The sequence below is a fragment of the Mesorhizobium sp. M0106 genome (assembly GCF_040322715.1).
In the GTDB taxonomy this organism is placed as follows: domain Bacteria; phylum Pseudomonadota; class Alphaproteobacteria; order Rhizobiales; family Rhizobiaceae; genus Mesorhizobium.
The window spans coordinates 213,845-235,299 of the sequence record NZ_JAMYUA010000005.1 but is presented as its reverse complement, the minus strand read 5'-3'; the positions used below and the strand labels follow the sequence as shown (position 1 = coordinate 235,299).

Sequence of the window (21,455 nt, the reverse complement as noted above, 5' to 3'; positions counted from 1 at the left end):
TCCCTCAGCCATGCGTTTTTCGGCTTCGGTTTGTCAATCCTGCAGCACGCCGCCGGCGCTTTCCAGCGCCTCGCGCGTGTCGACATCGACGGCTGCCCCTTCGCCGATCTCGACATCGATGACGTCGAGCCCTTCGGCCTCGACCAGATGGCGGGCCCCGGTATCGCCTTCGAGGTGAGCGATCGCGGCAAACAGCGAACGCGGCAGCAGCACGGGATTTCCGCGCCGCCCATCGTGCGAGGCCCGCACCACCGATCGGCCTTCGGACCTGCAGAACGCCTCGATCAGCCTGTCGAGGTCGGCCGAGGCGACGCCGGGCATATCGCCGAGGACAATCATGGCGCCGGCGGCGTCGCCGGAAATCTTGGCGATGCCGGCCTTCAGCGACGAAGACAGACCCTCGCCGAAATCCGGATTGTCGGCGAAGATCACATCGAGGCCAGACAGTGCATCGCGCACGCGCTCGCGCTGGTGGCCAGTGACGACGATGGTGGCCGCGGCTTTCGAACCGACCGCGCGTTCGGCGGTGCGACGGACCAGCGGCTTGCCGTCGAAGAGCGCCAAGAGCTTGTTCGGCCCGCCCATGCGGCTGGAGCGGCCGGCGGCCAGAAGCACGATCTCGACCTTTGGTTCGGCTTTGGCCGGCAATGGCTCGCGCGGCTGCGGCCGCGTCGGAATTTCCATCAACAGCCCGCCGACGCCCATGCCGGCAATATCCCTGGCGGTCACGTCGACACCGGCGATCAGCCGGTCAAGCACCCAATCGAAGCCGTTCTCCTTGGGACTGCGGGCGCAGCCCGGCGCACCGATGATGCGCTTGCCGCCTAGAGTGCCTAGCACCAGTAGATTGCCGGGATCGACCGGCATGCCGGCGCGGATGACAATGCCGCCTGCCTTTTCGATCGCAGCGGGAACGACGTCGCCGAAATCGGCCATCGCCGAGGCGCCGAAGATAACCACCATATCGTTGTCGCGGATCAGCGAGGCCGCAGCGTCGGCGACGGGGATAATTTCATGCGGGGTTCGACGCTCCGCCGTCAGCCTGCCGCCCGAACGCGCCAGGCGCGCTTCGGTGACGCGCAGCGTCTTGTCGAGCACGCTGGGTTTGATGCCGGGCAGCACCGTCTGGATGACGCCGACGCGCACCGGCTGATAGGCGTTGACCGCAAATATCTCGCCGCCGGCGCAGATCCTTGCCACGGCATCGACCAAAGCGGAGGCGACCGCAAATGGGATGATCTTCACCGTTGCTACCATCTGACCTTTTTCCACCGGCGCATGCTGCGCGAGCGTGGCGATGGTGATCGTCGGATCGACGGCGTTGATGGCGTTGATCATCGCCGCGTCGACGGTGAACATGCCGGCAGCCTGCGCGTGGAGGTTGACCCTGCCGGTCGCGGCGGGCTTCGCCTCGATGTTGCGATGGATCATGGATGCGGCGATCTTTTCGGCAGCGACGTCCTCGCTGAGATCATCGGGCGCCAACACCGCCGCTACGACCTCGGAAATGCCAGCGGCCTTCAACAGGGACACATCCCCGGCGCTTAGCCTGTGCGCCTTGCGGAAGCGGCGCTCTCCGGCTGTGGTGGCGTGCGCCAGCACTGCCCCTTCGGCCGCATCGATCGCAACGGGACCAAATTTCACGCGACCGCGCCTTTGGATTCGAGGCCGCGGGAGCGAAAGGCGTGGATCGCTTGCGCCAACACCGCGACGGCGATCTCGGCGGGGCTGGCGGCGCCGATGTCGAGGCCGATCGGGGCATGAATGCGGGCGATCTGGTCGGCGGTCGCTCCCGAAGCCAGCAGGCGTTCCACACGTTTGGCGTGGGTCTTGCGGCTGCCGAGCGCGCCGACATAAAAGCAGCCGGCGTCGAGCGCCGCCTTCAGCGCGGAATCGTCGATCTTCGGATCGTGGGTGAGAGCAGCCAGCGCCGTATAGCTATCGAGCGGCTGACGCGTCAGCACATCCTCTGGCCATTCGGCATGCAGCGCGATATCGGGAAAACGATCGGGCGTGGCAAAGGCCGTGCGCGGATCGATGATCTCGACAGGATAGCCGGCGATCCTGGCCATCGGTGCCAGCGCCTGGCTGATGTGGACGGCGCCGATCACCACCAGCCGCGGCTGCGGCAGATGTGCGTTGAGGAAGAAGGTCCGTCCCTCAGCTTCGACCGAACCGGAATTGCCCGTGCGAAATGCCTTGGCGATGGCCGCCCCGAGTTCGCCGGCTACCCGGTCGCCCTCGCGCACGACACGGTCGCGGCCGTCGTCGAGATCGGTGACCAGGATTGCCGCGCGGCGGGCGCGGCGTTCGGCGTTGAGTGTCTTCAGCGCATAGGGATCCATTCGAGATCAACCCAATCTTTCTACATAGACCTTGATGCGGCCGCCGCATGACAGGCCGACTTGCCAGGCGGTCTCGTCTGCGACGCCGAATTCGAGCATTTTGGCCGTGCCGCTATCGATAACATCGACCGCCTCGGTGACCACCGCGCCTTCGACGCAGCCGCCAGAGACTGAGCCGTGGAAATTGCCTTCCGCATCGATGACCAGGTGGCTGCCGACCGGGCGCGGCGCCGAGCCCCAGGTCTCGACCACAGTGGCAATGGCGACATCCTTGCCGTCCTTCATCCAGCCCTCCGCGATGATCAGCGGGTCGCGGGCCTCATCGAGATAGATACTGCGTTCCATGATTTTCTCCCTGGCAGACATGTGGTTATGCGACGCGCTTCACGCCAGCCTCGATCCACGGGCGCGCGTCGACCGAACGCATAAAAACAGCACGGTTGCCAGCGACCGGTCCGCACATAATCCGCACGGGTTAACAGATCGAGCGTCTCGTCGACCGTCCGCGGCGTCGGACGCGGTTTTCAACTCGGTCATTCTGTTTTCGCGGGCGCGGCCATCTGAAAGCCTCTACAAAGCGTGGTAGCCGCGGTTGTGATAGATTAGCGGCCGCAAATTATCGCCGATGCGCAAACCTGTAACTTGGCCAAAAAGCACACGGTGGGTGGCCAGATCCTTGGAGTCGATCAGTTCGCAGTCGAAGACGGCGAGCGCGCCCTTCAGCGTCGGCGCACCGGTCGAGATCACATCCCATTCGGCCAACGCGAAACGCTCCTCGACCGGCAGGCCGGTAATGCCGGAAAAGCCGATCGACAGCGGCTCCTGATCCGAAGCCAGCGTGTTCAGGGCAAATTTGCCGTTTTCCACGAACGGCTCGTTCTTGGGATTTTCACGATTGAGGCAAACCAGGATGGTTGGCGGCGTGTCCGACACCGAGCAGGCCGCGATCACCGTCGCGCCGCGCCTGCCGGCAGGGCCATCGGTGGTGACTACATGCACATGGCCAGCAAAATGGGCCATCGCGTCGCGGTAGGCCTGCGGCCCGATGTCATTCTTCTTCAGCACCGATGATTTTCCACTAGTCAGAACCAACCGTTATATATGGGGGGATATTGCAGGCCACAAGCGAAGTGCTTGACCTATATCCCGAATTCGCGTGTTGCGCCAAAGCTGGCCAGCCTTTAGGTCTTGACGGCATTGGCGCCGGCAACCACGCGACCGGCGTGGAGGAATTCTTCGCTCGCATGCGACCTTGGACAACCACGATAGCGGTGCTGGCCTGGCTCTCGGTCGCCTGCAGTGCAAATGCCGAGACGCTGCTGGTCGGCGTCGCGGCACCTTTGTCGGGGCCGTCGGCGATCCTCGGCAAACAGATCGAGGCCGGCGCGACAATGGCGGCTGAAGCGAACGATGCCGAAATCAAGACGATCGATGACGCCTGCACGGCCGACGGTGGCGCCGCCGCCGCGCGGGAGTTCACCGCGGCCAAGGTCAACGTCGTCATCGGGTTTTTGTGCACCGACGCAATCGAGGCGGCTCTGCCGATCCTCAAGGATGCCGGCATACCGGTGATCACCGTCGGCGTTCGCACGGAAAGCCTGACCGACCGGCGCGCCAAGACCGGATGGCCGATCTATCGTCTCGGGCCGCGCGGCGACGACGAGCGCAATGCCGTTGCTGCCATCCTCACCCACCTATGGCAGACCGAGCTGTTCGCCATCGTCGACGACGGTACGATCTATGGCCGCGAAATGGCCGAGACATTTCGGGCAGCCGCCGAGCAAGCAGCTCTGAAGCCGGTGTTCGTCGACACGTTCCGGCCGCAGCTCGACAACCAGATCGGCCTGATCGGCCGGCTGAAGAAAGCCGGCGCAACGCATGTCTTTGCCGGCGGCGACGGCGATGATGTCGCCGTTATGGGCCGGGATGCTGGCCAGCTAAATACCGGCATGGTGTTTGCCGGCGGCGAAGCGTTGCGCGCGCCGCTCGGCGACGTGCCTTATGCCGTCGGTACGCTGATGATCGCGCCGCCCGAATGGGCCGATGTCGCCGACCCCAAGGTGCTGCAGAGCTTTGCCGGACAAAACATCGTGCCGGAAGGTTACACGCTTCCCGCCTATGCCGCGGTCGAGATCGCCAAGGCGGCGTCGGCATTGACGCAAAGCTCCGGCGAGAGGCTGGCCAATGCACTGACCGCACATGACTTCACCACGGCGATCGGACCGATCCGCTTTGACGAAAAAGGCGACCTGACGCAAAATCCTTATCGCGCCTTCCGTTTCGACGGCGGCCGTTTCTTGTCGGCGGAGAGCCAATGATGTCCAGCACGGGGATGTTCCGTACCGGTCCGCGCAATCTCATCACCGACGTCGCCGGCGTGCGTGTCGGCAGTGCAGCGAATGCGACGTTGAAATCCGGTGTGACCACCGTCATCTGCGACGAACCAGCCGTGGCTGGCGTGCAGATCCTGGGCGGTGCGCCGGGCACCCGCGAAACCGACCTGCTCGAGCCGCACAATTCGATCCAAGGCATCCATGCCGTGGTGCTTTCGGGCGGTTCGGCATTTGGCCTCGACGCCGCGTCGGGGGTGCAGGCGGCGTTGCGCGAAAGAGGCATCGGCGTCGAGGTTGGCGGCTTTCGCGTGCCGATCGTGCCGGCGGCGATCCTGTTCGATCTGCGCAATGGCGGCGACAAGGATTGGGGCCGGTATCCGCCTTACCGCGACCTCGGCTACGAAGCCGCGCAAGCCGCCGCGATCGACTTTGCGCTCGGCACCGCCGGCGCGGGTGCCGGCGCGCTGAGCTCCGGTCTGAAGGGCGGGCTCGGCTCGGCCTCGACGGTGCTGGACAGCGGCGTCACCATCGGCGCGCTCGCCGCCGTCAACCCGACCGGCTCGGTGACGGTCGCCGGGACCCGCCATTTCTGGGCGGCGCCGTTCGAGATCGGCGACGAGTTCGGCGGGTTAGGCTATCCCTACCCGATGCCTGACGATGCCAGAAAGGTCTTGCTGAAGTTCCGTGACAAGCATGCGGCAGAGCAGGCGGAAACCGGCGCCAACACGACCATCGCTGTGATCGCCACCGATGCGGTACTCACCAAGGCCGCCGCCAAACGCCTAGCGATATCAGCGCATGACGGCTTTGTGCGTGCCATTTGGCCGACGCACACGCCCGCCGACGGCGATCTCGTCTTCGCGCTGGCAACGGGCAAGAGCGGCATCGAGCTCGGGCTCAACGATGCAATCGATCTCTACGCCGCGGCCGGCGCCACGATGGCGCGCGCCATCAGCCGCGGCGTCTTTGCCGCGACGCCAGCCGAGGGCGATCTGTTCCCGGTCTGGTCGTCGCGCTGAACGCGCAACGCTCATTCGGGTGAGCCGTTATCAGACTGGATTATGATCAGGTGGGTTCGGATTTTTCTTCCTCGAACGTGACCGCAACATCCGAGTTTGCCGACAGCCGCACCTTCTGGCCCTCGACCTCGGCGACAAGGCTGAGAGGAATGAAGTGGTGATGGCCCCTGTGAGCGCCCTCGCCGCTGTCGCGCTTGGTCAGCTTTATGCGATCTCCGTCAACCTTGTCGACGGTACCGACATGGACGCCGTCGGCGCCGATCACTTCCATACGTTCGCGAATCTTGGCTGCATCTGTCACGGGGGTCTCCCTTAGAGCGCCGCGCGTCCTTTTGAACGCGCAAAGGACACTCTAAACATTTTGAATCAATGCACCGTGCCTTACGAAAATAGATCCAGATTTTCGGAAGGCACGATGCGGTGAAGCTGCCGACAATAACAAACGACGGCCGGATTGGATGCATCGACTTTGTGTTTCAGTCAGCACGATCTTTTGACGGCATCGTGATAGGAATTTAACGGCGTCGACCGCCGGAATGGAAAGCCCCATGCGAAATCTTGCCCTGTTTGCAGTCTGCCTGCTTGCCCCGCTTGCAACTTTGGCCGCCGCCTACGCAGGCGATGTCGCCGAGCTTGAGATCCTCGGCTTCAGCAGTGATGGCGGGGTCTTTGCCTTCGAGGAATACGGCGTCCAGGACGGATCCGGATTTCCCTATGCGACCCGCTATTATATCGACACGGCCGACGACAGTTTCCTGAAGGGCTCGCCGATACGTGTCCGGCTCGACGACGAGAATGCCACGGTGGCCGCAGCGCGGCTGCAGGCCCGGCAAAGGGGCGAAGCGATCGTCAGTCAGGCGGAACTCACGGCAAATCGCGGCATCACCGCCGGCTTCAACCCGGTGACCGAGCTTTCTGCCGATCCCTTCCGCATGGTGGTCAATCCGCGCCCGATCTTCTCGCCGGTCGACGATCCGCTCGAGTTCCGGCTCGACCAGATCGGCATGAACGACACCGAACGCTGCCAGAGCCAGGGCGAGATCAATGGCTTTCGCCTGCTGCGCATCGAGGCGAAGGATGGCGGCCAGACGAGGATCATTCACGAGGACAAATCGATCCCGCAAAGCAGAGGCTGTCCGAATGGGTACCAGATCGGCGCGGTTCAGACATTTTCGCTGGATAGCGTCAGCACCTATGCCGTGCTGATCGCGGTGCGCCAATACGGCTTCGAAGGGCCGGACTATCGCTGGATCGCGGTAACCGGTCGCCTGTGACGTTCCCCGCCATGCGCTATCGCGCTCTGCGCCGTCTCCGCCGTGCTCTGCCGTCGCTGCGCACCGCATTTGCCGGTGCCTTGCTGTGGGCCACAGCGATGGGCGCCAGCGCGCTGCTCAATCTGCTGCAGTACGATTGGGAGACCCCGGCAAAGATCCGCTTCGTCTCGCTGCTTTATGCTGCCGGCGATGCGCTGGCTTTGCCGGTTGGGCTGTTCCTGGCGCGGCTCGTCTCGCTCGGACGCCACTGGGAGATCGCCCTCGCCGCCGCCTTCGTCTGCCTTCTCGCAGCGACGATTGCCTTCACCGGCGGCCTCTTTGGGCTGCAATACCGCTCCTACTACGTCCAATGGCATGCACCCGCGCTCACCATCACCTGGGTTTTCCAGTTCGTGTTCACGATGTTGACGGCGCTTTACCAGTTCGTCGTCCTCGGCATCCGGCTGTATTTTCCGCTCGGTTTCATTGCGCTCGCTGTCGCCAGTGTCTGGTTTGCGCGCCAGCAACGTTGAGCATTTTGCCTGCCTCTGTTAGGACGCGGGCAAATGCTCTCGCAAGTCAGGACCGACTGATGATCCCTCGCTACTCCCGGCCGGAAATGGTGGCCATCTGGTTGCCCGAAACCCGGTTCCGCATCTGGTTCGAGATCGAGGCCTACGCCTGCGACGCATTGGCCGAGATCGGCGTCATCCCGAAGGAGGCCGCCAAGACCATCTGGGAGAAAGGCGGGGCGGCGAAGTTCGACGTCGAAGCCATCGACGAGATCGAGCGCGTCACCAAGCATGACGTCATCGCCTTTCTCACCCATCTTGCCGAATTCGTCGGGCCGGACGCCCGCTTCATCCACCAGGGCATGACATCCTCCGACGTCCTCGACACCTGTTTTGCCGTGCAGCTCACCCGCGCCAGCGACATCCTGCTGGCCGACATTGACGGGCTGCTTGCGGCGCTCAAGCGCCGCGCCTTCGAGCACAAGGACACCATCACCATCGGCCGCAGCCACGGCATCCATGCCGAGCCGACCACCTTCGGCGTCAAGCTGGCGCAGGCCTATGCCGAATTCTCGCGTTGCCGCGAGAGGCTGGTGCATGCACGCGAGGACATCGCCACCTGCGCCATCTCTGGTGCGGTCGGCACCTTCGCCAATATCGACCCTTATGTCGAAGAATACGTGGCCAAGAAACTCGGACTGAAGCCGGAGCCGGTGTCGACGCAGGTGATTCCGCGCGACCGCCACGCGATGTTCTTCGCCACGCTCGGCGTGATCGCCTCGTCGATCGAGCGGCTGGCGATCGAGGTGCGCCATCTTCAGCGCACCGAGGTACTTGAAGCAGAAGAGTACTTTTCACCCGGACAGAAGGGCTCGTCGGCGATGCCGCACAAGCGCAACCCGGTGCTGACCGAGAACCTCACCGGCCTTGCCCGCATGGTGCGCTCCTTCGCATTGCCGGCAATGGAGAATGTGGCGCTGTGGCACGAGCGCGACATCTCGCATTCCTCGGTGGAGCGCATGATCGGGCCCGACGCGACGGTGACGCTCGATTTCGCGCTGTCGCGGCTGACCAGCGTTGTCGACAAACTGCTCGTCTACCCCGACAACATGCTGAAGAACATGAACAAATTCCGCGGCCTTGTGCATTCGCAGCGCGTGCTGCTGGCGCTGACGCAAGCCGGTGTTTCGCGCGAGGACGCCTACCGGCTGGTGCAGCGCAATGCCATGAAGGTGTGGGAGCAAGGCGCTGATTTTCTTGAGGAACTTCTGGCCGACAAGGACGTTGTCGCAGCCTTGCCCGAGGCCGAGATCCGCGAGAAATTCGATCTGGGCTATCATACCAAGCACGTCGATACGATCTTCAGCAGAGTGTTCGGAGAAGCCTGATGATTTCGTCGGCCGGAGATTTCGATTTCCTTGCCCTGCCCGGGCGCGGCAATTCCGGGCCGGATCATTGGATGTCGCATTGGTGCCGGGTGTTCCCCAATTCGAGCCGCGTGCTGCAGGCCGAGTGGGACCGGCCAAAGCCTGAAGACTGGATCGGCCAGGTGGATGCCGCGGTGGCCGCCGCACCGCGCCGCGTCGTGCTGCTTGCGCATTCGCTGGCGGTGGCGACGGCGGTGAAGTGGGCTGCCGGCGCCAGTCAAAGCCAACTCGACAAGGTCGCGGCGGCATTCCTGGTTGCCGCGACCAATGTCGAGGATGCCGATCCCTCATTCGACGCGGTGCGCCCGTTCGCGCCGATGCCGCTGAAGCGCCTGCCCTTCCCGGCATTGGTGGTGGCAAGCCGCAGCGACCCGCGCGTCACATTCGACAAGGCGACCGCTTTTGCCGCAGCCTGGGGCGCGGATATCGCCGATGCCGGCGATCTCGGCCATATGGGAAATGAGGCCCGCCTGGGCGTATGGCCAGCGGGCCTGCTCATGCTTGGCCACTTGCTCGAAAAAGCGAACCTCTAGCCTACGCCTTACCGGGAACCGTCCTTATTACCGTGCCCCACGGATCCTCGCGGGTGGTCTCGCTTGCGGCATTGTCCGAGCGCATCTCGACCCAGGCCAAGCCGGAGCGGGCGGGATCGCGGCGACCGGCGCCCGCGCTCTGCCACGCATTTGCGCCAATGTGGTGATGATAGCCGCCGGACGACAGGAACACCGCCGCGCCACCGTACTTTGCCACTGTGTCGAAACCGAACTCCTGATGCCACCATGCTTCGGCTTCTTCCGGCCTGCCGACCCGCAAATGGACGTGGCCGATAATGCTGTTTTCCGGCGCGCCCTGCCAGCCGGTGTCGCCGGCCGGCACCTCGGCAACGACCGACGGAATGTTCAGCCGCTCCGTCGCCATCGCTATCTTGTCACCGTTCCATTTCCAGTCCTGCGGACTGCGGTCGGCATAGATCTCGATGCCGTTGCCTTCCGGATCGGTTAGGTAAAGAGCCTCGCTGACCAGGTGGTCGGATGCGCCCTCGATGCCGATCTTGTTGGCGATGGCATGGTTGATCCAGCGGCCGAGATCGGCCCGGCTGGGTAGCAGGAAGGCGGTGTGGAAAAGACCGGCGCTGCGCGGGTCATCGGGTTTCGCGGCCGGATCCGCTTCGATGTCGAGCAAAGGGCGATTGACTGCGCCGAGCGTAATCGTGCCGCCGGCGCGGCTCAGTTCCTGCAAACCGACGACTTTGCGATAGTAGGCAGCGAGATTGTCTGCATCGCGCGCCCGCAAGCCGACGCGGGCAACGCTGACCGGGGTCGTCGCGGCAAAAGGCAGTTCGCTCATCAAAGTGCTCCGTTCAGGCGGCGCTCGACAAGCTTCCAACAGAGCAATCCGGCGCCATCAATCATTCTACGCCATGTCCGTGCCAAAATCTCGGAACAGCCATTCTTTCCTGGCGACAGATCGTTGATCGCGATCGTTCACACAAGAGCGCAAGAAGCGAACAGGGTGTTCACAATAGCGAGCAGAACCGGGCTCGTGAGCGGCCGTTTGCGTGTCGCTGTTGAGTTCATACCCGGTTGCACCCGACAGCGCCTCTCGCTACATGCGCGCCATGAAAGTCAAGGAAGCAGATATTCTCATCGTGCCGGGCTACACCAATTCCGGCCCCGATCATTGGCAGAGCCGCTGGCAGTCGAAACTATCGACAGCGCGCCGCGTCGAACAGGCGGAATGGTCGAAGCCGGTGCGCGAGGATTGGACGGCCGGTGTCGCCAAGGCGGTTAACGAGGCCGAGCGGCCGGTCGTCATCGTCGCCCATTCGCTTGGCGTCGCGGCGGTCATTCAAGCATTGCCTCGGTTCGAGAGGCCGGTCGCCGGCGCTTTCTTCGTGGCGCCGCCCGATGTCGCCAATCCAGAGATAAAGCCGAGGCACCTGATGACCTTCGGCCCCTATCCGCGCGACCCGCTGCCGTTTCCGTCGGTGGTGATCGCCAGCCGCAACGACCCGTTCTGCGCCTTCGGCGTCGCCGAGGACATTGCCGCGGCGTGGGGCTCGCTGTTCATCGACGCCGGGGATGCCGGTCATCTCAACACGGATTCCGGCTTCGGCCCCTGGCCTGAAGGCTCGATGACGTTCGCGAAATTCCTGACGGATCTCTAGAGCGGTTCACCGTTTCACGGAACGGCGAACCGCTCTATCTCTTTGTTTTGACGCAATTCCGGACGGAAAACCGTTTCACACTTTTCCTGGATTTGCTCTAGGAAGCGATCGAATCCCTGACGCTGTTCAGCAGGGTCTTTGCCCCAAGCGAAATCAGCGAATGCTCGGAACCCATCGCCAGCAGCCGGTAACCCATCGACACCACGCGACCGGCGATGGCCGGTTCCATCACATAGATCGCCGCATGCTTGCCGGCTTTGCGGGTGCGGTCGGCGATCGAGGCGACGGTCCCCATCATGCTCTCCAGCGTCGAACTGACGGTGGTGCCCTTCGACCAGGCGATCGAGAAATCCGACGGGCCAAGGAATATCCCGTCGATGCCCGGCGTGTCGAGGATGCCGTCGAGTGAATCAAGCGCGGCCCGCGTTTCGACCATGGCGAACGCCATGGTGCGCTGGTTGCTGTCGCGCAGCCAGTCGGCATAGTCGCCCTTGCCATGGCGCGGAAAAGCATAGGTCGGGCCCCAGGAGCGCTCGCCGAGTGGCGGGTATTTCATCGCGGCAGCAAACAGCTTTGCGTCCGCCACCGAATTCACCATCGGGGCGATCACCGCCTCGGCGCCGAAGTCAAGCGCACGGCTGGCCATGTCGAAGCGGCCGACCGGGATGCGTACCAAAGCCGGCTTGTTGGCGGCCAGCACCGGCACAAGCCCGCGCAGCACGCTGTCCTCGTGATGGCCACCATGCTGCATATCGAGCGTAACCGCGTCGAACCCTTGCCTGGCCAGTATCTCGACCGTCAAGGCATCCGGCACGCCGGACCATGCGGTGAACAGCGTCTCGTCGGCCGCAAGGCGTGACTTCAGGGACATTGGCGATTTCCTCTTTGCTTGCAGCAATTCAGCCGGAAATGACCGCAAAGGCAAAGAAAAACCGCCCGGTGAGGCCGGGCGGTCGATTGGTCCAGCATTCGAAGAGTATCGATGGGGATCAGGTGTTCTTGATCTGCTCGATCGCCTGCGCCATCAATTCATCCATGGTGCGGCGGATCTGATGGTCCGACTGGTCGATGCCGGCGGCATCGAAATCCTTGCGTATCTTGCGGAAAACGTCGTGATCGCCAGCTTCCTCGATGTCGCTGACGACCACTTCCCTGGCATAAGCGTCGGCATCGGCGCCGGACTTGCCGAGCTTTTCGGCAGCCCACAGGCCGAGCGCTCTGTTGCGGCGTGCCGCAGCCTTGAACCGAAGTTCCTCGTCGAATGCGAATTTGCGCTCAAAGCCCTCTTCGCGGTCTTTCATGCTGCTCATGGCATCCCTCCGTGAAATCCGATTCGTTGTGCCAATATGTGTTGCCGGAGCACAAACCAAAAGGGCGCCGGCCGGTCAATATGCTACATTGCTTGCTGCGCTGCGGCATTTCGGTGCCCGAAAGCGGTTGATTGAAAGGATTTGCCGATTGAGCAAACAGTGCGATTGGGATAGACACCGGCATTGAACCCCACCGTCGCCGTCTTATTTTAGGCAGACGGACAGGAACTGGTCGCTTGCCGCCTGCCCGCAAATCCAGAGAAAAATCAGATGAAAAATCGCCGCCGCATTTATGAAGGCAAGGCCAAGATCCTTTATGAGGGACCGGAGCCTGGCACGCTGATCCAGTTCTTCAAGGACGACGCTACCGCTTTCAACAAGAAGAAGCATGAAATCGTCGATGGCAAAGGCGTGCTCAACAACCGCATTTCCGAGCACATCTTCAACCATCTCAACCGGATGGGCATTCCGACCCACTTCATCCGCCGGCTCAACATGCGCGAGCAGTTGATCAAGGAAGTCGAGATCATCCCGCTCGAAGTGGTGGTGCGCAACGTCGCCGCCGGCTCGCTGGCCAAGCGCCTGGGCATCGAGGAAGGCACCGTGCTGCCGCGCTCGATCATCGAATTCTATTACAAGGCCGATGCGCTCGACGATCCGATGGTCTCGGAAGAGCACATCACCGCCTTCGGCTGGGCGAGCCCACAGGAGATCGACGATGTCATGGCACTGGCCATTCGCGTCAACGACTTCCTTTCCGGCCTGTTCATGGGCGTCGGCATCCAGCTCGTCGATTTCAAAATCGAATGCGGCCGCCTGTTCGAAGGCGATATGATGCGCATCGTCGTTGCCGATGAGATCTCGCCGGATTCCTGCCGGCTGTGGGACGTGGCGACACAGGATAAGCTCGACAAGGATCGTTTCCGCCGTGACATGGGTGGGCTGGTCGAAGCCTATCAGGAAGTTGCCCGCCGCCTCGGCATCATGAACGAGAACGAGCCGCCGCGCCCGGCCGGACCGGTGCTCGTCGCATCGACCGACGGCGTCAAAGGCAAGCCACATTGATGGCTTGCCAGCTCAACAGGTGAACAGGAGCATGTCCAGCGTGATCAAGGCCCGCATTACCGTAACCCTCAAGAACGGCGTGCTCGACCCACAAGGCAAGGCAATCGAGCATGCGCTGTCCGGAATGGGTTTCGGCGGCGTCGGCCAGGTGCGGCAAGGCAAGGTTTTTGATATCGAACTTGCCGAGAGCGACAAGGCCAAGGCCGAAGCGGATCTGAATGCCATGTGCGACAAGCTTCTGGCGAATACGGTGATTGAGAATTACGCGGTGGAGATCGCCTGAGGTGAAATCAGCCGTCGTCCTGCTCCCCGGCCTCAATCGCGACCGCGACATGATCGCGGCGCTGACCAAGATTTCCGGCACGCCGCCGGTCACCGTCTGGCAGACCGACACCGAAATTCCCGATGTCGACCTGATCGCCATTCCCGGCGGCTTTTCGTTCGGCGATTATCTGCGCTGCGGCGCGATTGCCGCGCGCATGCCAGTAATGCGGGCGGTGGCCGAAAAGGCGGCCATGGGCGTTACGGTCATCGGCGTCTGCAACGGCTTCCAAATCCTGGTCGAGGCCGGCCTGCTGCCGGGCGCATTGATGCGCAATACCTCGCTGAAATTCGTCTGCCGTCAGGTGAAGCTGCAGATCGCCAACGCCAACACGATGTTTACCCGCCGCTATCAGCCGGGCCAGATCATCCGCGCGCCGGTGGCGCACCATGACGGCAATTATTTTGCCGATGCCGAAACGCTGGCCCGCCTCGAAGGCGAAGGCCAGGTGGTGTTCCGCTATGCCGTAGGCACCAATCCCAACGGCTCGATCAACGACATTGCCGGTATCGTCAACGGCCGCGGCAATGTGCTCGGCCTGATGCCGCATCCCGAGAACCTGATCGAAGCGGCGCATGGCGGCAGCGACGGCCGGGCGCTGTTCGAAAGCGCGCTGGGCATCGCCGCTTGATGCCTTCAATTTTCCTCCTGGAGCGACGGTCATGAAACTCTATTCGCGGCCGTTGTCGCCCTATTCGTCGATCGTGCGGGCGTTGGCCTACATCAAGAACGTGCCGCTCAAGCTCATTGCGCCGCCGCCGGGGTTTCCCATCCCCGAGGCATTTCGTGCCATCTCGCCGCTCAACAGGATTCCGGTGCTGATCACCGGTTCCGGCGAAACGATCGTCGAATCGGTAGTCATTGCCGAATATCTGGAGGAGCGTTTCCCCGAGCCGGCGCTGCTGCCCAAGGATACGAAAGACCGGGCGTTGGTGCGCATGTTCGCCCGCATTACCGACCTCGACGTGCTCGCCCCGACCATGAAGCTGTTCGAACTCTATTTCGTGCCGCAGCGCAATGAGGCGGAGATCAAGGCACAGTTCGCCCGATTGCATCACGGGCTTGCGGCAATCGAGGCCCGCATGGCGCATGGCCCGTTCGCGCTCGGCGACGACATCTCCTTTGCCGATGCGTGGTTGACGCCGACCCGGTTCGTCTTCAACAATTTCAGGACAACGATCGGCCGCCCCGATTTGCTTGACGCCTATCCGAAATTCGATGCCTACGAGCAAATCGCCTTGCAGCATCCGGCGCTGTCGCGCGTCTGGGGTGAGATGACAGACGGTCTGAAGATCTTTCTGTCCGAACTCGAGATGGGCGCCGCTTGAACATGACACCGACGACCACGCGCCTAGCCGTCGCTACTGCCGCCGGGCTTGTACTCGCCTCATGCCAGTCAGGCCCGAAGAGCACGCCGGCGCCGGCGGGCAAGAGCGCGTCACTGCTTGCCATGGAACAGGTGGCAATCGCTGCCCACAAATGCTGGATCGCCAGCAAGGACCCTGCCTTCAAATCTTACCAGATGGCCAACGAACTGAATTCGTTTAGCGGCACGCCCCGTTTCCTGCTGGTGCCGGCCAAACATTATGGTGGAAAGCCGTTGCTGGTCGTGCAAGCGCAAGGCAATTCGAGCCGCGTCGACGTGTTCGGCCCATTGATGGCGGAACCGCTCGGCGCGCGCATCGGCTCGGACATTGCCCGCTGGCAGGCGGGCAATCCGGCCTGCGGCGCTGCTGCCTAGCCCAATGGGTCGCGTGCTGCAGATCACCGGTCTGGTCGTCGGCCTGGCCGGGCTCGTCCTGCAGATCTGCATCACCGTCCCGGCATCAATGGAAGCCGGCCGCGGCTTTGGCGGCTCGCTGGTCTTCTATTTCAGCTTCTTCACCATCCTGACCAACATCGGCGCAGTGCTCGTCCATGCCTCGTTGCTGTCGTCGACGGGTTATGCCTGGTTTCCGGCCTTTGCCGCGCCACGGATGCGGGCGGGCGTAGCCGTCGCCATAACGCTGGTCCTCATCGTTTATGCAACGGTCCTGGCGCAGCTTTGGCAGCCGCAAGGGCTGTTCCTGCTCTGCGATGTGCTCCTGCACTATGTGACGCCGGTGTTGTTCGTGCTGTGGTGGCTTGTGGCAGGCGCCGACGGCTCGACGCGGTGGCGCGACATCTCCTGGTGGATGATCTATCCGATCGCCTATCTGGCCTACGCGCTGCTGCGGGCGCCGATTGCCGGTGAAGTGCCCTACCCGTTCCTCGATCTCGCTAAGAACGGCGCGACCAGCGTCGCCGTCTCGGCTCTGGCCATCACCGGGCTCTTTCTGATGCTGTGCATTGTGGCGGTGCTTGTGGACCATGGTGTCACGCGGATCAGGGCGGCGGACATCCGCTAAAGTGCGATAGCGCCCCGTCGAACTCCTCAGTCCCAGAACGGCCTCAGACCTTCACGATGGGCATCGCAGCGCGAAATGCCGATATCCTTGAGCTGGGCGTCGGTCATCTCGAGCAGGACCAGCCGACTGCGGCGGCGATCCAGCAGGCTGTCGATCCATCGGACGAATGACGTGACCACTTGCACGAGCCCGCGAACATAGGATCTCCGGCCCGACGAGCGGCTTCCGGTCAATTCAACTGCCGCGTAGCGGATTGTCTCTATTGTACCCATTTTCTTTCTGCCAAGATTGCAATTGTGCCTTTTCGTACGACCCGCTCCATATGTATTGACTCTCATTTCGGTGCAATGTAAAAAATTGTCACCATGACAACTTGGCTTCCAGACCTGACCGCCCGCACCGGCCCGCTCTATCAGCGGCTTGCCGATTCCATCGAGACGGACATCGACCGCGGCTTGATCGGTGCAGGGGCAAAGCTGCCGCCGCAGCGCGATCTGGCATACGACATCGGCACGACCGTCGGCACGGTCGGCAGGGCCTATCAATTGCTGCGCGAGCGGGGATTGGTCAGCGGCGAGGTCGGCCGCGGAACCTATGTTCTCGCTCAACAGTCGGAGAGCGCAAAGCCGGATTTCCTGGGGCCGGTCGAACAAGGCACGCGCTATATGGATGCGCCCGGCGACAAGCTGCGCTTCGATAGCACCGCCGCACCGGATGTCGGCCAGGGTGCCATCGTCGCGGATTTGTTGACACGCACGGCGCAAGACCATCCGCATGAGATTTCAAGCTACACGCGTGATTTCCCGGACCGCTGGTTCGAAGCCGGCAGGCGCTGGCTGTCACGCAATTCCTTTCGCCCGGCCGCAGATGCCATTGTCCCCACGCTCGGCACCCACGCGGCGGTAATGGCAACCATTGCGGGGCTCACCGCCCCCGGCGACTATGTCGTCTTCGAACACCTCACCTATTCGCAGATCTCGCGCAGCGCCGGCCTGATCGGTCGCCGGACCGCACTGGTGGCGGCTGATGACGAGGGCATCGATCCCGAGGATTTCGAGCGCGTCTGCGCACAAAAGCATCCGAAGATGATGTTTTTGATGCCGACGGCCAAGAACCCGACGCTGACTACGCTGTCGGCATCGCGCCGCGAGGCAATCGCGCATGTCGCCCGTCAATATAACGTCGTCCTGATCGAGGACGATCTCTATGGCGGACTGACCGATGACCCAACGCCTTTAATGGCCGAATATGCTCCCGAACGGACCATCGTTGCCGGCGGCCTGTCGAAATCGGTTGCGGCGGGTGTTCGCGGCGGCTGGCTCGCTTGCCCGCCGGCCTATCGTCACCGCATCCGGGTTGCCCACAAGATGATGACGGGCGGCCTGCCCTTTCTGCTGGCGGAGGTGGGCAGCCGGCTGGTGCTGTCCGGTCAGGCCGCTGAGATGCGCAAGCGCAGCATTGCCGAGATCCGCGCGCGCATCGCGATCGTGCGCGAGACACTCGACGGCTTCGAGTTCAAGGCGCTGGATAATGTGCCGTTCGTCTGGCTCACTTTGCCCGACCCGTGGCTTTCCGGCACTTTCAAACAGGCCTGCCTCGAACATGGCGTGCTCATCGACGACGAGGATGAGTTCAAGGCAGGGCGTTCCGAACAGGCCTTTCACGGCGTGCGGTTTGGCATCTCGCAGCCGCGACAGCGGGACGATATCGCGCACGGCGTCGCGGTGATCCGGCGGCTTCTGGACGAGGGCCGCGCCGGCTACGACAGCTTTTCCTGAACCGGCTTGAAACCGGCGGGTCAAGTGGCGATCTTTCGCTACTTACCGTCAGCTGTTGCTTTCCATCGTTTTAGTCATCTAACGGGGTGTATCGGCTGCAAAGCTTGCGATAAGACGGGACTCGATCCCAAGGACACAATTGCCGATCATGACCATTTCCAATTCCGTGCCGATCACTCCTGAACTCATTGCCGCGCACGGGCTGAAGCCCGACGAGTACCAGCGCATCCTCGACCTCGTCGGGCGCGAACCGAGCTTTACCGAACTTGGTATTTTTTCGGCGATGTGGAACGAGCATTGTTCCTACAAATCCTCGAAGAAGTGGCTGCGCACGCTGCCGACCACCGGGCCGCAAGTCATCCAGGGCCCGGGCGAGAATGCCGGCGTGGTCGACATCGGCGACGGCGACTGCGTCGTCTTCAAGATGGAGAGCCATAACCACCCCTCCTATATCGAGCCCTATCAGGGAGCTGCGACCGGCGTCGGCGGCATCCTGCGCGATGTCTTCACCATGGGCGCGCGGCCGATCGCGGCGATGAACGCGCTGCGCTTCGGCGCGCCGGACCATCCCAAAACCAGGCACCTCGTTGCCGGTGTCGTTTCCGGCGTCGGCGGCTATGGCAATTCCTTCGGCGTGCCGACGGTCGGCGGTGAGGTCAATTTCGACGCCCGCTACAACGGCAATATCCTGGTCAATGCGTTTGCCGCGGGCCTCGCGAAAACAGACGCAATCTTTCTGTCCGAGGCCAAGGGCGTCGGCCTGCCGGTCGTCTATCTCGGCGCCAAGACCGGGCGCGATGGTGTCGGGGGCGCTACCATGGCCTCGGCTGAGTTCGACGACAAGATCGACGAGAAGCGCCCCACCGTGCAGGTTGGCGACCCGTTCACCGAAAAATGCCTGCTCGAAGCCTGCCTCGAACTGATGGCGTCCGGCGCCGTTATCGCCATCCAGGACATGGGTGCCGCCGGCCTCACTTGCTCGGCGGTCGAGATGGGCGCCAAGGGCGACCTCGGCATCGAGCTGGATCTCGACAAGGTGCCGGTGCGTGAAGAGCGCATGAGCGCCTATGAGATGATGCTTTCGGAGAGCCAGGAGCGCATGCTGATGGTGCTGCGCCCCGAAAAGGAAAAACAGGCCGAGGCGATCTTCCACAAATGGGGCCTCGACTTTGCCATCGTCGGCAAGACCACCGACGATCTGCGCTTTCGCGTGCTGCATCAGGGCGACGAGGTTGCCAATCTGCCGATCAAGGATCTTGGCGACCAGGCGCCGGAATATGACCGTCCCTGGGTCGAGCCGAAGAAGCCGGCGCCGCTGGCCGGCGATGCACCGCAAGCCGACGTGGCCGAGGCACTGCTCAAGCTGCTAGGCGGACCGGACCTGTCCTCGCGCCGCTGGGTGTGGGAGCAGTACGACACGCTGATCCAGGGCAATTCGTTGCAGCTTCCCGGCGGCGACGCCGGTGTCGTGCGCGTCGACGGCCACCCGACCAAGGCGCTCGCCTTCTCCTCCGACGTGACGCCGCGCTATTGCGAGGCCGATCCCTACGAGGGAGGCAAGCAGGCGGTCGCCGAATGCTGGCGCAATCTTACCGCCACCGGTGCCCTGCCGCTCGCGGCCACCGACAACCTCAATTTCGGCAATCCGGAACGGCCCGAGATCATGGGCCAGCTGGTTGGTGCCGTGAAAGGCATCGGCGATGCCTGCCGGGCGCTTGGCTTCCCGATCGTCTCCGGCAACGTCTCGCTCTACAATGAGACCAACGGCCTAGGCATCCTGCCGACACCGACCATTGGCGGCGTCGGGCTGATTGCCGACTGGTCGAAAATGGTGCGGATCGGCTTTGCCGCCGAAGGCCAGATGATCGTGCTGGTCGGCGCGCCGATGATATGGGGCACGCATCTTGGCCAGTCGGTCTATATGCGCGACATTCATGGCCGCGCCGACGGCCCGTCGCCGCCGGTCGATCTCGACCACGAGAAGCGGGTCGGCGACCACGTGCGGGCACTGATCGCCTCCGGTGTCGTTACCGCGGCGCATGACGTTTCCGATGGCGGCATCGCGGTGGCGCTGGCCGAGATGGCGATGGCCTCCGGCATCGGCGCGACCATCCCCGGCCTGATCGGCACAGATCCAATCCCGGTCTGGTTCGGCGAGGACCAGGGCCGTTATCTGCTGACGCTGTCGATCGACCCGCAGAGCGAGCAATGGGACGCCATTCGCGAACAGCAAAACAAGCTCGGCGTTTTTGCGCCGTGGATCGGCTCGACCGGCGGCAGCGAATTGAAGCTCGGCGAGGCGCGTGCGATACCGGTCAGCGAATTGACCGCCGCCCACGAATCCTGGTTCCCTCGCTTCATGGCAAATGAGGTCGTGGACCCGTGATGTGATCGAGAGGGGCCGTTTCGCTGTGGTTCATCCGCCATTTCGACCATATCTATGAGATCACGACCTGAACAAGGAATCCTCACAATGGCAATGGACGCCCACGACATCGAACGGCTGATCAAGGAAGGCATTCCCGACGCCAAGGTGACGATTCGCGACCTGGCCGGCGACGGCGACCATTATGCGGCTGAGGTTGTGGCCGAAAGCTTTCGCGGCAAAAGCCGCGTCCAGCAGCACCAGATGGTCTATGACGCGCTGAAGGGCAACATGGGCGGCGTACTGCACGCGCTTGCCCTGCAGACCAGCGTGCCGGACTGAGCTCTCTTGCAGTTACCGGCTCGCAAGCTTCTTACCGGTCACGGCAATGATCGGCCCCGCCGGATACTTTCCACCAACAATCATCCGCTCGCCGTTCGACAGCGCCGAAACGGCCCCGTCGAAGAAAAGCGCGTTGGGGCAATCGAGCGCGTCTCGAAACAGTCGCGCGAAGCTGCCGAGGCTGACTTCAGAGCGCGAGATCGCCAGCACGACAGTGTTTTCGTCACGCACGCCGACGCCATTGCGGATATAGCGCGACGTGCCGTTCTGCTCGAAGCGGGGATGAATCCGGCCGTCGATCACCAGCATCGGGCCGGATTGCGTGGCAAACATCACGTCCAGTCTGGTCGCAGCATAGGCGCTTGTCTCCATGACCGCCGCCTTGCCGTCCTTCCGGACCAGGAAGACGCCGTTCGGTTTCAGGAAGAAATTCCCTTCGCTGTCGGCGACGTTGATCGTCGCCTTCTCCCGGCCGTCTTCGACGAGAAGGCCGACCGGAGTCAGGTCTTGGTGATACATGCCGGCATTCATGGCGAGCAGCACCGGCCGGCCCTGATCCGCCATCGCCTTGTCGAATTTGTCCAGTGAACCGAAAGCCTTGCCGTCGAGGCCTGCGTGGAACACACCGATGTCATAGTGGCGCAGATCGATTTCGCAGACGACATAGGCGACCGCCTCGAAGCTCGCGTCGCGGCACGGCGCCGGTAATTCACCGCCGACGACCAGAGATGGCTGTCTCGGCGACCTGGCCCACCAGATCAAGGACAGTGCGGCGAACAGAACGGCGAGGAGGAACCCGGCGAGATATCGTCTTTTCATCGCGCCTCGGG

26 protein-coding genes and 1 pseudogene are annotated in these 21,455 nt (G+C 63.0%); 16 read left to right on the top strand and 11 right to left on the bottom strand.

Annotation, left to right across the window (positions count from 1 at the left end):
• Window positions 1–33 precede the first annotated feature (33 nt).
• From NKJ55_RS08010 to NKJ55_RS07995, 5 genes and pseudogenes are all read right to left on the bottom strand, one after another.
• On the bottom strand, window positions 34–1,644 hold the full coding sequence (locus NKJ55_RS08010) for an NTP transferase domain-containing protein (protein WP_352449413.1): 1,611 nt from the start codon (window positions 1,642–1,644) through the stop codon (window positions 34–36).
• Window positions 1,641–2,345: an XdhC family protein gene (locus NKJ55_RS08005; RefSeq protein ID WP_352449412.1), complete on the bottom strand. Its 705-nt coding sequence runs from the start codon at window positions 2,343–2,345 to the stop codon at window positions 1,641–1,643. The genes NKJ55_RS08010 and NKJ55_RS08005 overlap by 4 nt, the downstream gene beginning before the upstream one ends.
• A gap of 6 nt (window positions 2,346–2,351) precedes the next feature.
• Window positions 2,352–2,690: an XdhC family protein gene (locus NKJ55_RS08000; protein WP_023674738.1), complete on the bottom strand. Its 339-nt coding sequence runs from the start codon at window positions 2,688–2,690 to the stop codon at window positions 2,352–2,354.
• A gap of 63 nt (window positions 2,691–2,753) precedes the next feature.
• A pseudogene (locus tag NKJ55_RS35600) lies at window positions 2,754–2,882 on the bottom strand (AAA family ATPase); the annotation flags it as partial.
• Window positions 2,883–2,915: 33 nt separating this feature from the next.
• Window positions 2,916–3,410 (bottom strand): flavin reductase, encoded by a 495-nt coding sequence (locus tag NKJ55_RS07995; protein WP_352449411.1) that lies wholly within the window; start codon window positions 3,408–3,410, stop codon window positions 2,916–2,918.
• Window positions 3,411–3,589: 179 nt separating this feature from the next.
• Here NKJ55_RS07995 and NKJ55_RS07990 point away from each other — a divergent pair, with 179 nt between their 5' ends.
• Window positions 3,590–4,663 (top strand): branched-chain amino acid ABC transporter substrate-binding protein, encoded by a 1,074-nt coding sequence (locus NKJ55_RS07990; protein ID WP_352449410.1) that lies wholly within the window; start codon window positions 3,590–3,592, stop codon window positions 4,661–4,663.
• A 14-nt stretch (window positions 4,664–4,677) separates the two neighbouring features.
• Window positions 4,678–5,697 (top strand): P1 family peptidase, encoded by a 1,020-nt coding sequence (locus tag NKJ55_RS07985; RefSeq protein WP_352449440.1) that lies wholly within the window; start codon window positions 4,678–4,680, stop codon window positions 5,695–5,697.
• Between the two features lie 46 nt (window positions 5,698–5,743).
• On the opposite strand, the gene NKJ55_RS07980 is transcribed toward NKJ55_RS07985, so the two are convergent.
• Complete coding sequence (locus NKJ55_RS07980) at window positions 5,744–5,998, bottom strand: DUF2171 domain-containing protein (RefSeq protein ID WP_023674734.1); 255 nt, start codon at window positions 5,996–5,998, stop codon at window positions 5,744–5,746.
• A gap of 247 nt (window positions 5,999–6,245) precedes the next feature.
• On the opposite strand from NKJ55_RS07980, the gene NKJ55_RS07975 reads away from it, so the two are divergent.
• From NKJ55_RS07975 to NKJ55_RS07960, 4 genes are read left to right on the top strand one after another with little or no spacing between them, the layout of a single operon-like run.
• A complete protein-coding gene (locus NKJ55_RS07975; protein ID WP_352449409.1) occupies window positions 6,246–6,971 on the top strand; it encodes a DUF2259 domain-containing protein in 726 nt (241 codons plus the stop codon).
• Between the two features lie 11 nt (window positions 6,972–6,982).
• Window positions 6,983–7,483, top strand: coding sequence for a hypothetical protein (locus NKJ55_RS07970; protein ID WP_352449408.1), 501 nt, complete (start codon window positions 6,983–6,985; stop codon window positions 7,481–7,483).
• A 59-nt stretch (window positions 7,484–7,542) separates the two neighbouring features.
• Window positions 7,543–8,850 (top strand): adenylosuccinate lyase, encoded by a 1,308-nt coding sequence (purB, locus tag NKJ55_RS07965; RefSeq protein WP_352449407.1) that lies wholly within the window; start codon window positions 7,543–7,545, stop codon window positions 8,848–8,850.
• Window positions 8,850–9,422 (top strand): RBBP9/YdeN family alpha/beta hydrolase, encoded by a 573-nt coding sequence (locus NKJ55_RS07960; protein WP_352449406.1) that lies wholly within the window; start codon window positions 8,850–8,852, stop codon window positions 9,420–9,422. Before purB ends, NKJ55_RS07960 begins: the two co-directional genes overlap by 1 nt.
• A 1-nt stretch (window position 9,423) precedes the next feature.
• On the opposite strand, the gene NKJ55_RS07955 is transcribed toward NKJ55_RS07960, so the two are convergent.
• The gene (locus tag NKJ55_RS07955; protein WP_352449405.1) at window positions 9,424–10,236 is read right to left on the bottom strand and encodes a VOC family protein; all 813 of its coding nucleotides are present in this window, start codon (window positions 10,234–10,236) and stop codon (window positions 9,424–9,426) included.
• 271 nt (window positions 10,237–10,507) lie between these two features.
• On the opposite strand from NKJ55_RS07955, the gene NKJ55_RS07950 reads away from it, so the two are divergent.
• A complete protein-coding gene (locus NKJ55_RS07950) occupies window positions 10,508–11,056 on the top strand; it encodes an RBBP9/YdeN family alpha/beta hydrolase (RefSeq protein WP_352449439.1) in 549 nt (182 codons plus the stop codon).
• A 97-nt stretch (window positions 11,057–11,153) separates the two neighbouring features.
• Here the strand turns inward: NKJ55_RS07950 and NKJ55_RS07945 are convergent, their stop codons facing one another.
• Both NKJ55_RS07945 and NKJ55_RS07940 read right to left on the bottom strand, forming a co-directional pair.
• Window positions 11,154–11,927, bottom strand: a complete 774-nt coding sequence (locus NKJ55_RS07945) for an HpcH/HpaI aldolase family protein (protein WP_352449404.1) — start codon at window positions 11,925–11,927, stop codon at window positions 11,154–11,156.
• Between the two features lie 118 nt (window positions 11,928–12,045).
• Window positions 12,046–12,366, bottom strand: coding sequence for a DUF1476 domain-containing protein (locus tag NKJ55_RS07940; RefSeq protein WP_023674726.1), 321 nt, complete (start codon window positions 12,364–12,366; stop codon window positions 12,046–12,048).
• A 270-nt stretch (window positions 12,367–12,636) separates the two neighbouring features.
• Here NKJ55_RS07940 and purC point away from each other — a divergent pair, with 270 nt between their 5' ends.
• The 6 genes from purC to NKJ55_RS07910 are packed head-to-tail and all read left to right on the top strand — an operon-like array spanning window position 12,637 to window position 16,140.
• The gene (purC, locus tag NKJ55_RS07935; RefSeq protein WP_023674725.1) at window positions 12,637–13,431 is read left to right on the top strand and encodes a phosphoribosylaminoimidazolesuccinocarboxamide synthase; all 795 of its coding nucleotides are present in this window, start codon (window positions 12,637–12,639) and stop codon (window positions 13,429–13,431) included.
• Window positions 13,432–13,471: 40 nt separating this feature from the next.
• A complete protein-coding gene (gene purS / locus NKJ55_RS07930; RefSeq protein ID WP_352449438.1) occupies window positions 13,472–13,714 on the top strand; it encodes a phosphoribosylformylglycinamidine synthase subunit PurS in 243 nt (80 codons plus the stop codon).
• 1 nt (window position 13,715) lies between these two features.
• Entirely contained in the window at window positions 13,716–14,384 is a 669-nt protein-coding gene (purQ, locus tag NKJ55_RS07925) for a phosphoribosylformylglycinamidine synthase subunit PurQ (RefSeq protein ID WP_352449402.1), read from the top strand.
• Window positions 14,385–14,415: 31 nt separating this feature from the next.
• Window positions 14,416–15,081, top strand: coding sequence for a glutathione S-transferase family protein (locus NKJ55_RS07920; protein ID WP_352449401.1), 666 nt, complete (start codon window positions 14,416–14,418; stop codon window positions 15,079–15,081).
• A 2-nt stretch (window positions 15,082–15,083) separates the two neighbouring features.
• The gene (locus tag NKJ55_RS07915) at window positions 15,084–15,494 is read left to right on the top strand and encodes a hypothetical protein (protein ID WP_352449400.1); all 411 of its coding nucleotides are present in this window, start codon (window positions 15,084–15,086) and stop codon (window positions 15,492–15,494) included.
• Window positions 15,495–15,498: 4 nt separating this feature from the next.
• Entirely contained in the window at window positions 15,499–16,140 is a 642-nt protein-coding gene (locus NKJ55_RS07910; RefSeq protein WP_352449399.1) for a Pr6Pr family membrane protein, read from the top strand.
• A 26-nt stretch (window positions 16,141–16,166) separates the two neighbouring features.
• Here NKJ55_RS07910 and NKJ55_RS07905 read toward each other — a convergent pair whose 3' ends face one another.
• Window positions 16,167–16,412, bottom strand: a complete 246-nt coding sequence (locus NKJ55_RS07905; RefSeq protein WP_352449398.1) for a DUF1127 domain-containing protein — start codon at window positions 16,410–16,412, stop codon at window positions 16,167–16,169.
• A 93-nt stretch (window positions 16,413–16,505) separates the two neighbouring features.
• Between NKJ55_RS07905 and NKJ55_RS07900 the strand changes: the two genes are divergently transcribed.
• From NKJ55_RS07900 to NKJ55_RS07890, 3 genes are all read left to right on the top strand, one after another.
• Window positions 16,506–17,918 (top strand): aminotransferase-like domain-containing protein, encoded by a 1,413-nt coding sequence (locus tag NKJ55_RS07900; RefSeq protein WP_352449397.1) that lies wholly within the window; start codon window positions 16,506–16,508, stop codon window positions 17,916–17,918.
• Between the two features lie 148 nt (window positions 17,919–18,066).
• Entirely contained in the window at window positions 18,067–20,304 is a 2,238-nt protein-coding gene (gene purL / locus NKJ55_RS07895; protein WP_352449396.1) for a phosphoribosylformylglycinamidine synthase subunit PurL, read from the top strand.
• Window positions 20,305–20,391: 87 nt separating this feature from the next.
• Window positions 20,392–20,625: a BolA/IbaG family iron-sulfur metabolism protein gene (locus tag NKJ55_RS07890; protein ID WP_023674714.1), complete on the top strand. Its 234-nt coding sequence runs from the start codon at window positions 20,392–20,394 to the stop codon at window positions 20,623–20,625.
• A gap of 12 nt (window positions 20,626–20,637) precedes the next feature.
• Here NKJ55_RS07890 and NKJ55_RS07885 read toward each other — a convergent pair whose 3' ends face one another.
• A complete protein-coding gene (locus tag NKJ55_RS07885; protein WP_352449395.1) occupies window positions 20,638–21,444 on the bottom strand; it encodes a phosphodiester glycosidase family protein in 807 nt (268 codons plus the stop codon).
• Window positions 21,445–21,455: the final 11 nt, after the last annotated feature.